The sequence below is a fragment of the Monashia sp. NPDC004114 genome (genome assembly GCF_053603855.1).
Genome location: NZ_JBSGGK010000037.1, coordinates 1 through 15,519 on the forward strand (window position 1 = coordinate 1; position 15,519 = coordinate 15,519).

11 protein-coding genes are annotated in these 15,519 nt (G+C 69.7%); 7 read left to right on the top strand and 4 right to left on the bottom strand.

Annotated features, from left to right (window positions below; all coding sequences use genetic code 11):
- Positions 1-254: hypothetical protein (locus ACWEOW_RS25155; protein ID WP_452271994.1), on the bottom strand; the 254-nt coding region annotated here is incomplete at its 3' end.
- Between the two features lie 101 nt (positions 255-355).
- Complete coding sequence (locus ACWEOW_RS25160) at positions 356-1,186, bottom strand: TetR/AcrR family transcriptional regulator (RefSeq protein ID WP_452271995.1); 831 nt, start codon at positions 1,184-1,186, stop codon at positions 356-358.
- 79 nt (positions 1,187-1,265) lie between these two features.
- On the opposite strand from ACWEOW_RS25160, the gene ACWEOW_RS25165 reads away from it, so the two are divergent.
- The 3 genes from ACWEOW_RS25165 to ACWEOW_RS25175 are packed head-to-tail and all read left to right on the top strand — an operon-like array spanning position 1,266 to position 5,670.
- Positions 1,266-2,510, top strand: a complete 1,245-nt coding sequence (locus ACWEOW_RS25165; RefSeq protein ID WP_452271996.1) for an ATP-binding cassette domain-containing protein — start codon at positions 1,266-1,268, stop codon at positions 2,508-2,510.
- Complete coding sequence (locus ACWEOW_RS25170; protein ID WP_452271997.1) at positions 2,507-3,343, top strand: ABC transporter permease; 837 nt, start codon at positions 2,507-2,509, stop codon at positions 3,341-3,343. The genes ACWEOW_RS25165 and ACWEOW_RS25170 overlap by 4 nt, the downstream gene beginning before the upstream one ends.
- Positions 3,340-5,670 carry an ATP-binding cassette domain-containing protein gene (locus tag ACWEOW_RS25175; protein WP_452271998.1) on the top strand — a complete coding sequence of 777 codons (2,331 nt, stop codon included), beginning with the start codon at positions 3,340-3,342 and terminating at the stop codon, positions 5,668-5,670. Before ACWEOW_RS25170 ends, ACWEOW_RS25175 begins: the two co-directional genes overlap by 4 nt.
- Here ACWEOW_RS25175 and ACWEOW_RS25180 read toward each other — a convergent pair.
- The gene (locus ACWEOW_RS25180; protein ID WP_452271999.1) at positions 5,628-6,395 is read right to left on the bottom strand and encodes a DUF4118 domain-containing protein; all 768 of its coding nucleotides are present in this window, start codon (positions 6,393-6,395) and stop codon (positions 5,628-5,630) included. The two genes, ACWEOW_RS25175 and ACWEOW_RS25180, sit on opposite strands and share 43 nt — an antisense overlap.
- Before the next feature lie 99 nt (positions 6,396-6,494).
- On the opposite strand from ACWEOW_RS25180, the gene ACWEOW_RS25185 reads away from it, so the two are divergent.
- Both ACWEOW_RS25185 and ACWEOW_RS25190 read left to right on the top strand, forming a co-directional pair.
- On the top strand, positions 6,495-7,403 hold the full coding sequence (locus ACWEOW_RS25185; RefSeq protein WP_452272000.1) for an aminoglycoside phosphotransferase family protein: 909 nt from the start codon (positions 6,495-6,497) through the stop codon (positions 7,401-7,403).
- 9 nt (positions 7,404-7,412) lie between these two features.
- A complete protein-coding gene (locus tag ACWEOW_RS25190; RefSeq protein WP_452272001.1) occupies positions 7,413-7,811 on the top strand; it encodes a DUF3224 domain-containing protein in 399 nt (132 codons plus the stop codon).
- A 135-nt stretch (positions 7,812-7,946) separates the two neighbouring features.
- Here the strand turns inward: ACWEOW_RS25190 and ACWEOW_RS25195 are convergent, their stop codons facing one another.
- Positions 7,947-13,073, bottom strand: a complete 5,127-nt coding sequence (locus ACWEOW_RS25195; RefSeq protein WP_452272002.1) for a GH92 family glycosyl hydrolase — start codon at positions 13,071-13,073, stop codon at positions 7,947-7,949.
- Positions 13,074-13,329: 256 nt separating this feature from the next.
- Between ACWEOW_RS25195 and ACWEOW_RS25200 the strand changes: the two genes are divergently transcribed.
- Entirely contained in the window at positions 13,330-14,319 is a 990-nt protein-coding gene (locus ACWEOW_RS25200; RefSeq protein WP_452272003.1) for a LacI family DNA-binding transcriptional regulator, read from the top strand.
- The gene (locus tag ACWEOW_RS25205; RefSeq protein WP_452272004.1) at positions 14,316-15,410 is read left to right on the top strand and encodes a class I mannose-6-phosphate isomerase; all 1,095 of its coding nucleotides are present in this window, start codon (positions 14,316-14,318) and stop codon (positions 15,408-15,410) included. The genes ACWEOW_RS25200 and ACWEOW_RS25205 overlap by 4 nt, the downstream gene beginning before the upstream one ends.
- Positions 15,411-15,519: the final 109 nt, after the last annotated feature.

The following is a 15,519-nucleotide window of genomic DNA, read 5'->3' on the forward strand; positions in this document are numbered from 1 at the left end:
AGACGCGCCGCCAGCCCCGGCAGACCCCGCAGACCCTCCAGCTCCGCACCCGCCCCCGGCTCGGACGAGGCCAGCAACGCCAGCCGGGTCACCGGATCCATCACCGGGTCCATCACCTCACGTGACTCCGCCACCACCCCAGCCCCTGCCGACGCGCCGGGCTGCTGCACCGACGCACCGGGCTGCCGCACCGGCGCGGTGGCCCCGTGGCGCGGACCCCGTCGGCGCCACGGGTGGCGGGCTGTCTGGCTCATGACCCAAACATACGTTCGACCACCGACAGCCACCCGCCGCTACCCACAGCAAACCGGCGCAAACACCTAGGTTGTCCACAGGGGGCGACGCACCGCCGGAGCTAGCTGCCCTTCTCGCCCGCGCCCCGTTCAGGTCCGTCCGACCCCAGACGGTCGACGAAGGCCTCGATGCCGTCGAGCAGTCGCTCCAGGCCGAACTCGAAGATCATCTCGCTCTCGGCCTCCAGATATGACCCCTCGAGCTCGGCGCCGTCGAACGTGCCCTGGCTGGCGAGGGCCGTCAGGAAGGGGAACCGCTCGGCATAGTCGGGCGCGACCTCGTTGAACATCCGCGACCGCGACATCCACCATTCGGTCTCGTCGACGCCGGTCACCTCGGTCGCACGGGTCGTCTCGGCCATGGCGCGGGCGTTGCCATGCACGAAGCTCGCGACGGACCACACGCTCGCCATGAGGTCGGGACCGGTCAGCCCGAGCCCGGCGAGGAGCTTCGCGGAGGTCTCCTGGTTGCGGGTCTCGTTGGGGCCCATGCCGGCCCGGGCGCCCGAGATGTCGAGGGTCCACGGGTGGCGCAGGAAGAACGCACGGTTGTCGCGGGCCCACTGCCGGAGTGCGGGGCGCCAGCCCTCGGAGAGGTCATAGTCGGTCGGCAGCTCGCCCGCCACGTGGTCCCACATGAGGTCGATCAGCTCGGCCTTGCCCGGGATGTACGTGTAGAGCGCCATGGGGGTGCGGCCGAGCCGGTCACCGACCGCGCGCATGGAGACGGCGTCGATCCCGCCCTCGTCGGCGAGGGCGATGGCGGCGGCGACGATCTCGTGGACGCTCAGCGCCGCCTTCGGCCCGCGGCGTGTCGCGGGGGGCTGGGGTTTCGCACCCCAGAGCAGGCGCATGGACTCCTCGGGGTCGCCCTGGCCGACGTAGATGACCATGAGGGTTGCCAACTCCTTACGCCGTAATCTAATCTCGACGAGGATCTCTTTACGGTGTAAAGGTACAGGGAGGTATGCCGTGCCGGACCGAGGACTCGCCAGTCCCACCCAGCCCACCACCACCACCACAACGCCCACCACCAGCGCCGCCCCCGCCAACACTCCGGCGATCGTGGCGCGGGGCCTGGTCAAGACGTATGCCGCCCACCGGGCTCTCGACGGGTTCGACCTGACGGTGCCGCGTGGGGTGGTGTGGGGCCTGCTCGGCCCCAACGGCGCCGGCAAGACGACAGCCGTGCGCACCCTCGCCACGCTGCTCGCCGTCGAGCAGGGCGAGGCATCGGTCGCGGGGGTCGACGTGCACACCCGGCCGCAGGAGGTGCGGCGCCACATCGGGCTCTCCGGGCAGACGCCGGCCGTCGACGAGATCCTCGGCGGCAGGCAGAACCTCGTGCTGTTCGCGCGGCTCAACCGGTTCGGCGCGAAGCAAGCCCGCGTCCGTGCCGACGAGCTGCTCGCCCAGTTCGAGCTCGTCGACGCCGCTGACAAGCCGGTCAAGCAGTACTCCGGCGGCATGCGCCGGCGCCTCGACCTGGCCGTGACGCTGCTGCTGCGCCCCGAGGTGCTCTTCCTCGACGAGCCGACCACCGGTCTGGACCCACGCAACCGCGGCGAGGTGTGGACCTCGATCCGCCAGCTCGTGGCCGACGGCACGACGGTGCTGCTCACGACGCAGTACCTCGACGAGGCGGACCAGCTCGCCTCGGGAGTCTCGGTCATGGACCGCGGCCGGGTGATCGCCGAAGGCCGCCCGGACGATCTCAAGCGTGCCATCGGCGGCGACCGCCTCGAGGTCACGGTCGTCGACCGCGCCGACCTGGACCAGGCTCGCGCCGCCGTCGCCCGATGGGCCGCAGGTGATCCGGCGGTCGATCTCGAGTCGGGCACCGTCGGCGCGGCAGTGGCCGACCGGGTGACCGCGATCTCGTCGGTGCTCGAGGAACTCGGCCGAGATGGGGTGCGCATCGCCGACATCGGGCTGCGCCGTCCGACGCTCGACGACGTGTTCCTGCGCCTGACCGGCCATGTCGCCGAGACCGCTGAGCCGATCGCGGCCGAGCACGACGCCCGCTCCGAAGACCATGCCGACAACGATGCCGACAACGATGCCGACGATGGTTTCGGGACCCCCGGGGACCGCAGTCACCCCGAGGAGCCCAGTCACCCCGAGGACCCCAGTCGCCCCGAAAGCCGCGGTGGCGCCGAAAGCCCGAGCCACCGGCATACGAAGGTCGGCGCCGAGGACGCGGAGGTGACCCGATGAGCGCCGCCACGACGACCCTCCCGGTGGGAGGCGACAGCCTCGTCGGTCGGGTCCGCTGGTCGGTCCGCGACGGGCTGCTCATCGCGGGCCGCGACGTGGCCCACTGGATCCGGGAGCCGCAGCTGATCCTGTGGACGCTCTTGTTCCCGATCGTGTTCGTGCTGCTGTTCGCCTACGTGCTCGGCAGCTCGATGCAGGTGGCCGGCGGGGGCAGCTACCAGGAGTTCCTCATGCCCGGGATGTTCGTCCAGACAATGGCTTTCGGGCTCGGCGAGACCGTCGCGGCCGTGCAGTCTGACAACGCGAAGGGCGTCATGGACCGCTTCCGCTCGATGCCGATCGCACCGTCCGCGGTCGTGCTCGGGCGCGTGCTCGCGAACATGCTCTACTCCGTTGTCAGCCTCGTGATCATGATCGGCTGCGGGCTGCTCGTCGGCTGGCGCTGGCACACCGGCATCTCGGGCCTCGCGCTCGGCGTGGCGCTGCTGCTCCTGCTGCGGCTGGCCATGATGTGGCTCGGGATCGTCCTTGGCCTCAAGGCCAAGAGCGCCGAGATGGCCAACGGCCTGTTCGGCCTGCTCTACCCGCTGACGATGCTGTCGAACGCCTTCGCCTCGCCGGAGCTCATGCCCGGGTGGCTGGGCACGATCGCGATGCTCAACCCGCTCTCGTGGACGACGACCGCGGTGCGCGAGGCGTTCGGCAACCCCGGTGTGCCGACAACCGGCTGGCTGTCGGACCACGCTGTCATGCTTGCCGTCATGTGGCCGCTCATCGTCACCGCCGTGACCTTGCCGTATGCCGTCCGCGCGTTCCAGAGGCTCAGCCGATGACCGCGGGCCCGACCACGCCCGCCGCGGCACACCGTCACGACGTCATCCGGGTCCGCGGGGCGCGGGTCAACAACCTCAAGGGAATCGACGTCGACATCCCGAAGAAGAGCCTGTCCGTCTTCACCGGCGTCTCGGGTTCGGGCAAGAGCTCCCTGGTCTTCGGCACCATCGCGGCCGAGAGCCAGCGCCTTATCAACGAGACGTACTCCGCGTTCCTCCAGTCGTTCATGGGGAGCCCGGCGCGCCCGGACGTCGATGCGCTGGAGAACCTCAGCGCCACGATCGTCGTCGACCAGGAGCGGATGGGGGCCAACTCGCGTTCGACCGTCGGCACGGCGACCGACGTCAACGCCTTCCTCCGTCTCGTCTGGTCTCGCCTGTCGACGCCCCACGTCGGACCGTCCTTCCACTTCAGCTTCAACGTCCCCGACGGCATGTGTCCCGAGTGCGAGGGCATCGGCAAGGTCTCGGCGATCGACGAGTCCCAGCTCGTCGACAGGGACCTCAGCCTCAACGAGGGCGCCATCACGGTGCCCAACTTCACCCCGAACACCTGGTACTGGCGGGCCTACGCCGAGAGCGGCCGGCTCGACCCTGACAAGAAGGTCCGTGACTTCACCCCTGAGGAGTGGGAGTGGTTCATGCACACTCCCGCGACGAAGGTGAAGCTCGGCGGCATCAACACCACCTACGAGGGACTGGTGGTCAAGGTCAAGCGGGTCTTCCTCGACAAGGAGACCGAGAGTGGGCAGAAGCACATCAAGGCGTTCGTCGAGCGGGTCGCGACGTTCTCGGCCTGCCCTGCTTGCGACGGCACGAGGCTCAACGAGGCCGCGCGCACGGCGACGGTGGCCGGTCGCACGCTCCCCGAGGCGTGTGCGATGCAGATCAGCGACCTTGTCGCGGCCATCGAGGACCTGCGCGACGACCCGAGCGCTGCACCCGCCCGCCCGGCGCTCGTGTCGCTCGTCGACCTGCTCGGCTCCCTCGTCGAGGTCGGGCTCGGCTACCTCTCGCTCGACCGCGAGTCGGGCACGCTCTCCGGAGGCGAGGCCCAGCGGGTCAAGATGGTCCGCCACCTCGGCTCGGCCCTGTCCGACATCACCTACGTCTTCGACGAGCCGACCATCGGGCTCCACCCCCACGACATCGCGAAGATGACGGACCTGCTGGTCCGCTTGCGCGACAAGGGAAACACCGTCCTCGTCGTCGAGCACAAGCCGTCCGTCATCGAGCGGGCGGACCATGTCGTCGACCTCGGCCCGGGCGCCGGCTCGAGCGGAGGGGAGGTGACATATGCCGGTGACGTTGCTGGACTGCGTGCCTCCGACACGCTCACCGGCCGCCACCTCGACAGCCGTCCCGGCCCACGCGACGCAACGCGGACGCCGGCCGGGCGCCTCGAGATCCGCCATGCCACGACCCACAACCTCAAGGACGTCTCCGTCGACCTCCCGCTCGGGGTGCTCACCGTGATCACCGGTGTCGCCGGGTCCGGCAAGTCGTCGCTCATCCACGGCTCGCTGGCCGACGGGTCGATGGCTGCGGCAGGCGAGGTGCGCGTCGTCGACCAGTCGGCGATCCGTGGGTCGATGCGCAGCAACCCCGCGACCTACACCGGCCTGCTCGACCCGGTGCGCACCGCCTTCGCCAAGGCGAACGGCGTCAAGCCCGCGCTCTTCTCCGCCAACTCGGAGGGCGCCTGCCCCAACTGCAAAGGCCTCGGCGTCGTCTACACCGACCTCGGGATGATGGCCGGCGTCGCGAGCCGCTGCGAGGAGTGCGAGGGCAAGCGCTTCACGCCGGAAGTGCTCGCCTACCGGCTCGACGGGAAGAACATCGCCGAGGTGCTCGACCTGTCCATCGGGGAGGCGGGCGAGTTCTTCACCAAGGGCACTCCGCGCAAGATCCTCGATCGCCTCGTCGACGTCGGCTTGGGCTACATCCGGCTCGGGCAGCCGCTGTCCACCCTGTCCGGCGGCGAGCGCCAGCGGATCAAGCTGGCGATCCAGATGGCCGAGGGTGCCGGCACCTACGTGCTCGACGAGCCGACGACGGGCCTGCACATGGCCGACATCGAGAATCTCCTCCGGATGCTCGATCGCCTTGTCGAGCAAGGCAACTCCGTCATCGTCATCGAGCACAACCCGGCGGTGATGGCGCACGCCGACTGGATCGTCGACATCGGTCCGGGCGCGGGGCACGACGGCGGCGAGATCGTCTTCGAAGGGCCTCCTGCGGAGCTCGCGCGGTCACGAACGCTGACCGGCCAGCACCTCGGCGCCTACCTGGGGGTCGGTGAGCCTGTCGGCATGTCCCCGTCGTAGACACCGGCCATGCGGTCGGCGAGCAGCACGGCGACGCGGAGCTGCTCGGCGGTCGGTCGCACCACCCGGGTCGACGTGACGACCCGGAAGTGACCGACGACCTGCCCCGCCCACCGCACGGGGACCGTGGTGTACGAGTCCGTCGGCAGACCGATCCGCTGCACCGGCACCATCCGACCACCGGCCTGGACCGTCCCGTCCGCGCCGACGATCGCATCGTGCGCCTGAGGCTGGCCGGTCATCCACTCGGTCCGGTCGGCCCCGAGGGCGTGCGTGATCGCCGTGGCGATCGCACGGGCGTGGGTGTCGGCACTCGTGTCCGGTCCGAGCTCGAGCAGGTCGGCTAGCCCGTGCAGGTAGCCTTCGCGGCGGAGCGCGGCCGCCTGCTGCCGCCGGCCCCAGAGCGCGATCTCCGTGACGGCAAGACCGACGATGACCAGCACGACCGCGAGCTCGACGTCCTCGCTGTTGCTGATCGTCAGAGAGTGGTACGGAACCGTGAAGAAGAAGTCGAAGCTGGCCGCCGCCGACAGTGCGGCGACGACTCCGGTGATGCGGTCGCCGGTCGCGGAGGCGGCCACGACCGCGAGCACCAGCACCATGGCCGCAGTGCTGGAGTCCATGCTCGCGCGGAAGATCCCCAGCACGGCCCCGACCACGACGGGCAGGAGCAGGGCGAGCCAACGGATGAGCCAACGGTGGCTCATCGTCCAGTCAGACGTCATGCATCCACGGAACCATCGGTGCCTGGGAGCGGCCACCGTGCCCGCTGGGATCCTGACGCCATCTTGACGACATCCTGATGAACACAGAGTGGAGCGCCGATGACCGACCGCATGCATGACGACGAGGTCACGATCACCGATGAGCTCGTCCACGGGCTGCTGGCGGCGCAGCTGCCGCACCTGGCTGGTCGGCCGCTGCACCGCGTTCGGTCGACGGGCACGGTCAACGCCATCGTGCGGCTCGGCGACGACCTCTACGTCCGGCTGCCTCGGGTCGCCTCCTGGGCGAGCGACCTCGACAAAGAGCTCGAGTGGCTGCCGCGACTCGGGCCGGGGCTGCCGCTCGAGGTCCCCGAGCCGGTGGCCGTCGGCGAGCCGACCGACGAGCTCCCGTTCAGGTGGGCGGTCTTTCGCTGGATCCACGGGTCTCCGTATGCCGTCGACGACGTGGACGAGACCTCGGCGGCCGCCGACCTGGCTGGGTTCGTGCAGGGCCTGAGAGCGGTACCGGTGCCCGAGGGCGCCCCACAGGGCGGTCGCCGCCCCCTCGCGCGGCTGGACGCCGACACCCGGGATGCCTTGCAGCGCAGTCGTGGACACATCGACGTCGATGCCGCGCTGGCGGCCTGGGACCGTGCACTCGATGCGCCCCCGTTCGAGGGTGACGGCCGCGGATGGCTGCACGGCGACCTGCTGCCCCCGAACGTCCTGGTCCGCGACGCCCGCCCGGTCGCCGTGCTCGACTTCGGCAGCGTCGGGGTCGGAGACCCTGCGGCGGACACGATCGCGGCCTGGACCATGTTCGGCGGACGCGGGAGAACGGCATACCGGGAGGCCCTCGGGGTCGACGACGGCACGTGGGAGCGAGCTCGCGGCTACGCCCTGACGCAGGCGGCGTTGATCATCCCCTACTACGAGCGAACGAACCCGGCCTTCACGGCGATGGCTCGGACGACCGTCGCCAACGTTGTCGCCGACGTGGCGGGCGGTGTCGGGACCAGTCGGTAGCGTCGCGCCATGACGAGCACCTCGACCTTCACGACGTCCGACTTCGACGTGACCGACTACGCCCCCGACGTCACCACCGCGCTGCCGACCGGCCACCTACGCATGCGCAAGACGTATGCCGGTGCGGTTGCCGGGCGCAGCGTCACCCAGTTCACCTCGGCCTACGACCAGGCCACCGGGGTCGGCACGTACGTCGCGATGGAGTCGTTCGAGGGCACCGTGGACGGGCGCGAAGGGGCCTTCAACTTCGTGCACGCCGCGTCGACGAGCGGCTCCGACCGGACCAACGAGTTCGGCTTCATCGTGCCTGGCAGCGGCACGGGCGAGCTGGCCGGGATCGAGGGCAGCGTGCGGCTGCACATCGACGACGACGGCATGCACCACATGGACTTCGACCACAACCTCTGACCCGCGGGACGGAGGTTCGGGCTGCTTCAGGGACGGACCACCGGGCGGTGGGTGACCGGCTGACGGCGCACGGCCCGCCGACTGCTCGTGGCAGTCGGCGGGCCAGCCCGTCCTTTCGGATCTCAGCAGGTCACGTCAGCGCACCGTGACCGTCAGCGACCCGAGGACGTCGGAGCGGGAGTCGGACGCCAGGACGCGCACCGTGTAGGTGCCCGCCGCCGCCCACGTGTGGCTCCCGCTGATCGTGGCGCTGCCATCGGACCCGGTCGCCGAGACAGTCGCGTCCTCGGTCACCGTCCCGTCGCCCCACTGGACCCGGGCGCGATAGCCCTGGTCGCCCGAGGCGGGCACGCCGCCCGACACCGCGCCGAGGTCGACGTTCGTCGAGGTCTTGGCCGTCGTCGTGGTGTCGGCACCCGGCTGGACCCTCAGCGCGGCGCCGTTGTCGGCGATCGCGAAGATGTGGATCCGTCCGGCGCTACCGGGGTCGCCGGTCTGCGTCGGCAGGGTGATGCCCGTGACCGTCTTGCCCGCGGGGATCATCAGCGGCGCCGTGGCGAAGAGCTTTGCGTGGCAGCTGTCCGTGCCGGTTCCGTTGAGGCGGTAGCCCATCTCCAGCGCGACGATGTTGCCGAACTGGGCTGAGCCGCACCAGTCCCCGAACTGGATCGGGTAGCTGACGCTCGTACCGTCACTGAACCGGACGGTACCGACGGTGTCCTGGTTCTTCTGTGTCGCCGTGCCGATGATCGACAGCTTCGTCGCGCCAGGCGCCAGGGTGACCGCGAGGGTCTGGCCCATGCCGGTGGCGTTGTCCTTCTGACCCGCCGGGATGGCCGGGATCGAGAAGCCCAGGTCGGTGCCAGGCACCGCGACGAGCTTTCCGGGGACGCCGCCCGCCGCGGTCATCGCCTCTCGCGAGAGACCCGCCTGGTCGCCGTCACACGGGACCGTGTCGCCGACGTGTCCGATGCAGACCGAGTCGAACCCAGCGGCATACGACGGGATCGTCGCCGTGTGGACCGTGACCCCGCCGACATCGCTCGATGACCCGTTGGCCGTCGTGACCGTGACGCGCGGCTGGTAGTAGCCCGGCGTCTCCCACGTGTGGCTGCCCTTGATGGTGTACGAGCCGAGGTCACCGGTCTCGATGGTGCCCTCGGAGGTGGTGCCGTCGCCCCACGCGATCGTCGCCGTGGCCACGACCGGCTTGCTGCCGACGCCGCCGGAGAACTCACCGACGGTGCCCGACCAAGCCGTGTCCTCGGTCACCTCGAACGGAGCGGCGGCCGACACCTTGATCTGGGTGTTCTGCGCCTTCGAGCCGTCGGTGAGGAGCTCGACCTCCGACAGGTTCGGTGCCGCCGCGCCCACGGTCGCCGCGATGACGAGACGGTAGGACGTGTATGTCTCCGGCAGGGCGATCTTGAAGGGTCGCGTCTGGTTGCGCCACGGGAAGGTCTGGTCCGAGCGCGTGTCGAGCACGGTCCACGTCGCACCACCGTCGCGCGAGCCCTCGAGCCGCCAAGCCGACGGGTCGCCCGCCTTCGCGCCGGAGGTGATCGTGTACCACGTCGCCCGCTGTCCCACGCCCGAGAGGGCGAAGGTCACCGTCGGGGTCGCCGACGAGAACGCCGTCGACGTGCGCGACGTGTTGTCGAACATCGCCTTCGGGTCAGCGCCCGAGGCGAGGTCGGTCGCCGTCACGGTGCCACGGCCCGGGCCGGTGGCGTCCATGAGCGGCTTCGGGGCCTCGGTGCCCTTGGTCAGTGCAGGCGGGGCATCCTGGGGGCGCGCACCGAAGTCGGACGGGTTCGCACCCATCGCGAAGTCGATGGTGGTCGCACCCTTGATCTGCGACTGGTCGATCGAGACCGACTTCTGCTTCAGCCCGTTGACCGTCACGCCCTGCACGTAGATGTTGCGCTCCGAGTTGCCCGGGGCGTTGACGACGAGGTCTCCCTGCGTGCGGTGGACGGTCGCCTGCTGGAACTTCGGCGAGCCGATGGCCCACTGCGACGATCCGACCTGAAGCGGGTAGAGGCCGAGCGAGGACAGGACGTACCACGCCGACATCTCGCCGTTGTCCTCGTCACCCGGGTAGCCCTGGCCGGTCTCCGTGCCGACGTAGAGGCGCCGCATGATCTCGCGGACCTTCTCGGCCGTCTTCCACTGCTGGCCGGTCCAGTCGTACATGTAGGCGATGTGGTGCGAGACCTGGTTGCTCTGGCCGAGCATGCCCATCCGGACGTCACGCGCCTCGAGCATCTCGTGGATCGTGCCGCCGTATCCGCCGGGCTTGGTCGCGGTCTCCGGGGTGGAGAAGAACGTGTCCAGCTTCGTGGCCAGCGCGTCGCGACCGCCGTAGAGGTTCGCCAGACCCGTGCCGTCCTGCGGCGCGTGGAAGGCGAAGTTCCAGCCGTTGGTCTCGGTGTAGTCGCCGCCCCACGCCTCCGGGTCGAAGGTCGACGGGTAGCTGCCGTCGGCACTGCGGCCCTGGAAGAAGCCCACCTTCGGGTTGAAGACGTTGACGTAGTGCGTCGACCGCTCCAGGAAGTACTGCGACTCCTCGGCGAGCTGGGCGCGACGGTCGGCCGGGGTGGCCGGGTCCGTGGCCAGCGCGGCCGCCATGTTGCCGATGCCGAAGTCGTTGATCAGGCCTTCCAGCCCCCACGAGACGCTCTCACCGGTGCTGGTGCTCGTGTAGCCGAGGAAGATCGAGGTGTCCAGGCCCTTGCGCCCGACGGCGCTGGACGTGGGCAGCACGGTCGCGTTCTTCAGGGCCGCGTCGTAGGTGCCCAACGGGTCGGGCAGCTTGACTCCCTTGACATAGGCGTCCGCGAACGCGACGTCCGAGCTGGTGCCCGTCATGAGGTCCGCGTAGCCGGGCGAGCTCCACCGGGCGACCCAGCCGCCGTCGCGGTACTGCTGCACGAAGCCGTCGGCGATCTCCGCCGCCACCTCCGGGTAGAGCAGGCTGTATGCCGGCCAGACCGTCCGGTACGTGTCCCAGAACCCGTTGTTGACGTAGATCTTGCCGTCCTTGATCGCGGCGTTGGTCGTCGTCGTGGTCGCGCTGCCGGTCTTCGAGGCGACCGGGCTCGCGTACTGGTAGTGCGGAGCCTGCGCCGTTCCGGTGTTCTCGAACTGGCTGTTCGGGTACAGGTTGAGCCGGTACAGGTTCGAGTAGAGCGTCGTCCGCTGCGTGTCCGCGTTCGTGTCGCTCGACGCCTTGACGTCGACGACGCCGAGGCGCGCGTTCCACGCGGCCTTGGCCGCAGCGTGCACGGCGTCGAAGTCACGCGAGGCGAGCTCGAGCGCGTGGTTGCGCTGAGCCTGGTCGAGCGAGATGAACGACGTCGCGAGCTTGAGCTCGACCTGGTGGTTCGTGCTGGTGTCGAACGTCGCGTAGCGCGTCCCGGTGCGGCCGCCCGGCGCGGGGCCCGTTGCCGTCGAAGGTCGGTCGAACGTGCCGTAGACGAACATCCGGCTCCGCCCGGCGGACAGGCCCGATCCGTTGTCGACCCACCCCGTGAGGGTGTCCCCTGCCTGGTTGACCGTGAACGAGCCGTTGTTGTCGATGGTGTCGACGACGAGGTGGCCCTTCGCCGAGGACTCCGGGAAGGTGAAGCGGTAGACGCCGCCGTGGTCTGCGGGTGTCATCTCCGCATCGATGCCGCCGGCCAGCGACACCTTGTAGTAGTCGGGCCGGGCGACCTCGGTCTTGTGGTCGAAGGCCAGTGCCCGGTTCGTTGCGTTGCCGGTCGGGGTGCCGGTCGCCACGGAGGGCATCACCGACAGCTGGTTGCGGTCACCCATCCAGGGGCTCGGCTCGTGAGAGATGGCGAGCCCTTGCAGCAGAGGCAGGTTCGCTGCGTTGTTCTGCGCCTGGTAGTAGTACTCCCACGACTGCGAGGTCGCGTTCGTGACCGGGGTGAAGAACGTGAAACCGTTCGGCAGCGCGCTGATCGGCAGGTTGTTGCCACGTGAGAACGAGCCGGACGCGTTGGTGCCACGCCGCGTGTCGACGAAGTTGGTCAGGTCGGACGCGTCGACGGCCGCCGGGTCGGCCGCGACCGAGAGGTCGTCGATCCAGCCGCCGAAGCGGGTGTCCGCCTTCGCGGCAGTGTTGTCGTAGCCGACGAGGATGCGGTCGATCGTCTTGCCGGCCGCAACCCGCCCGACCTCCAGGGTCACCGCGTTCCACTGGTTGGCGTAGAGGATCTTGCCCTTGCCCTGACCACTCGGGGACGCCGAAACGCCATGTGCGTCAAGGGCGCTCAGGTCGGACAGGTAGGTGCCGTCGGTGAAGCGAAGGTCGATGGCGGCATTCGTCGACGGGTAGGTGAGGTCGCCCGCGACCATGTCGGGGAAGATCTTGTAGCTCAGCTCCGTGGTGGACGTCACCGGCACGTCGACGTCGAAGAGCCGGTTCCACGCGTACCCGCGGCCGTCTGCCGTGTGTCCGCCCGAGTAGCGCAGCGCCTTGAGGCCGGTCCAGCCGACGAGCGGCTTGATGTTGAACCCCGAGATCGGGCCCGAGCCGACGCTAGTGATCATCGGCGTCGCCGGGCCGGTGCCGGTCGTGCCGTCAGAGATGTCCCAGTCGGCGAGCTGGACGATGCTTCCCGAGTGCACCGCCGTGACGTTGAGCCGGTAGTAGACGAACGTGTCCGGGGTGGCTATGTCGAAGCTCTGCTTGACGAAGCGACCGGAGAAGTCGATGTTCGTCCGCGTGTCGAGGTCGGTCCACGACGAGCCGTCCTGCGAGCCCTGCAGGGTGAAGTTCTTCGGGTCACGCTCGGGAGAGTCGTTGGCCGAAGTGAGCGAGTAGCGCACCACCTTGGCCGGCGCACCGAGCTGGTAGCGCACCCAGCCCGTCGAGGCGAATGCGAGCCACTTCGAGTCCGGGTTCGCGTCGGCGAGGTTGGCCGCGACCTCGCCCGGCGCGTTCTCCGCGCTTGCCGAGACCGACACAACGGAGCCGAGGAGGCTGCCGTTCGTGCTGGACTTGCCGGTCACGTTCTGTTGGCGTGGGCCGTCCTGGCCCGTTTCGACGGTCGAGAGCTCGGGCTGTGGCTGCCCGGCCTCGAACGAGGTCGAGAAGTCCCCTGCTCCGGTCGTTTCGGTGGTGGCACCCGCCGTCGACGCCGAGGCGTCAGCGGCGGACGCAGGGGGCGATGCGGCAACCGCCCCCATCGTCGAGGTGACCAGGAGCGCCATCGCGACGGCGCCTCTCTGGATCCCTGATGTCAAACCCATCGGTGTCCTCCGTGCTCGTCGTTGAGCCGTGCTGTGGTGTCTGTGGGCGGTTCCCCTGACCTGGCCGAGACTCGCCGGAAGCGGCAAATGTCGTCAACGTCGCCTAACGAACTTGTCCGGACAGGACACCCAATCGGACAAGACTCGTTCGCAGAGGCATCGATCCGCCCATTCGGCTTGCAGCCGCCGCAGCGCGTCTGCTCACATGTCCCCCATGACAGCGTTGTCTGACCATCGGACAGGAGCTCGTCCGACCATGGCGGACGTGGCTGCCGAGGCGCATGTCTCGGTCAAGACGGTGTCTCGCGTTGTCAACCACGAGCCCGGCGTCCGTCCGGACACGGCCGAGCGCGTCCGAGCAGTCATCGAGCGGCTCGGGTTCCGCCGCAATGACGGCGCCCGGATCATCCGCCAGGGCCGCACCTTCACCATCGGCCTGGTCGTCGAGGACCTCGCGAACCCGTTCTACTCACAGATCGGCGCCGCGGTCGAGCGCGAAGCACGGATCCGCCAGCACCAGCTCATCACCGCGTCGGCCGAGGGCTCGCCCTCGCGCGAACGAGCGGTCCTCGAGGCGCTCATCGCACGTCGCGTGGACGGGATCGTCGTCGTGCCTGCCGGCGAGACCCCGTCCGCCGACCCGGCCGTCGAGGCCAGCGGCACCCCGATCGTCTATATGGACCGACCGGTGCGCGGAGCCGGCAACGACACCATCCTCAGCGACAACCAGGGCGGTGTCCGGAGCGCCGTGGAGCACCTCGTCGCGCACGGTCACCGTCACATCGCCTTCCTCGGCGACGACCCCGGCTTCTGGACCGCTCGCCAGCGTCGCGAGTCGTTCATCGCGACCCACCGCTCGCTCGGCCTGCCGGGCTCGCCCCGGGTGTCGATGGGGCCGCACTCGACGGCATCCGTCCGTGAGCTGCTCGCCCAGTGGAGCCACGAGTCCGACCCGACCACCGCCATCATCACGGGCAACAACCGCGTCACCCTCGCGGCCCTGCTCGCGATGCGCGAGCTCCGGGTCAGCATCGCCATGGTCGGCTACGACGACTTCGAGCTTGCCGAGCTCATCGACCCACCGGTAACCGTGGTGCACCAGGACCCAGCTGCCATGGGACAGAAGGCAGCTCAGCAGCTCTTCGCCCGCCTGCTCGGCGACGAGTCGCCGCCGCAGACCGTCGTCATGCCCACACGCCTCATCGTCAGGGCGTCCGGAATCCGTCGTGGAGGACCCACTCGATGACCACCAGTCATGTCGCCGACGACTCCGTCATGCCCACGCGGCTGTCGGTCAACACGCCGCGGCGCTTCTACCGCGGTGGGGAGCGCATCCTCGCGTTCCGCGGACTGCCGCTGCCGGACGACTTCGACGGCTACCGCCCGGAGGACTGGCTCGCGTCAGCGACCCATCTGTTCGCCGAGGGCGGCGGCGGCGTGACCCGCCTGACGAGCGGCACGGACCTGCCCGACGCCCTCGCCGCGGACCCGGATGGCTGGCTGGGTGCCGCACACGTTGCGGCATACGGTGCAGCCCCCGGCCTGCTGACCAAGCTGCTCGACAGCGGCGAACGGCTCCCGGTGCACTCGCACCCGGACCGGGCGTTCGCGGCCCGCCACCTCGACTGCGACAACGGCAAGACCGAGGCCTGGATCGTGCTCGACGCCGAGCCCGGTGCGAGTGTGTGGCTCGGCTTCCGCGACGAGCTGCCGGCAGACGAGCTCGCCGAGCTGGTCGAGGCCCAGGACGAGCGCCTGCTCGCCGCCCTGAACCGCGTCGAGGTTGCCCGCGGCGACGCCATCTTGGTGCCCGCCGGCCAGCCGCATGCGATCGGTGAAGGTGTCCTGATCCTCGAGCTGCAAGAGCCGACAGACCTGTCCGTCATGCTCGAGCACGCACGGTTCGGGCTCGAGGAGGCGCACGCCTTCCTCGGTCTCGACCGAGCCCTGGCGCTGCAGAGCGTCGACCGCGGGCCGCTCACGAGCGAGAGGATCGGCGCCCTGCGACGCCGCTGGACCGACGTCACCGGCGTCGGGCCTGCGCTTCCCGTCGAGGCGCGAGAGTTCTTCCGGGCGCAGGTCGTCCGGCCCACCGGCGCGGACCCCGGCAACGGGGCCCCCGAGCCGGTGACCGTCGAGGCGGCATTCGCCGTCACCGTCGTCGTCGATGGCCGCGGCACGCTCGCGACCGAGATCGGTGACGCCGGCGACGGCGCAACGCTGGACATCGAAAGGGGCGACGTCCTGCTTGTCCCCCACGGTGCGGGAGGGGTCCGCATCGAGGGAGACGTCACCGTCATCCGGTGTATGCCGCCGGCTGGCACCCCCGTGGGTTGATTCTGCGGGTTTTTTGTGTTGGGAGCTGCCGGGGCCGTGGTGGTGTCGGTGTGTCGGGTTCTGCGCCGGGTGTGGTGTGGGGTCTGGTTTCTGATCTAGGAGGAGTAAT

Coding starts and splice junctions, on each gene's coding strand:
- ACWEOW_RS25180 (WP_452271999.1), bottom strand. CDS start 6,395: ATGACGTCTGACTGGACGATGAGCCACCGTTGGCTCATCCGTTGGCTC.
- ACWEOW_RS25200 (WP_452272003.1), top strand. CDS start 13,330: ATGGCGGACGTGGCTGCCGAGGCGCATGTCTCGGTCAAGACGGTGTCT.
- ACWEOW_RS25205 (WP_452272004.1), top strand. CDS start 14,316: ATGACCACCAGTCATGTCGCCGACGACTCCGTCATGCCCACGCGGCTG.
- ACWEOW_RS25185 (WP_452272000.1), top strand. CDS start 6,495: ATGACCGACCGCATGCATGACGACGAGGTCACGATCACCGATGAGCTC.
- ACWEOW_RS25175 (WP_452271998.1), top strand. CDS start 3,340: ATGACCGCGGGCCCGACCACGCCCGCCGCGGCACACCGTCACGACGTC.
- ACWEOW_RS25170 (WP_452271997.1), top strand. CDS start 2,507: ATGAGCGCCGCCACGACGACCCTCCCGGTGGGAGGCGACAGCCTCGTC.
- ACWEOW_RS25190 (WP_452272001.1), top strand. CDS start 7,413: ATGACGAGCACCTCGACCTTCACGACGTCCGACTTCGACGTGACCGAC.
- ACWEOW_RS25160 (WP_452271995.1), bottom strand. CDS start 1,186: ATGGTCATCTACGTCGGCCAGGGCGACCCCGAGGAGTCCATGCGCCTG.
- ACWEOW_RS25195 (WP_452272002.1), bottom strand. CDS start 13,073: ATGGGTTTGACATCAGGGATCCAGAGAGGCGCCGTCGCGATGGCGCTC.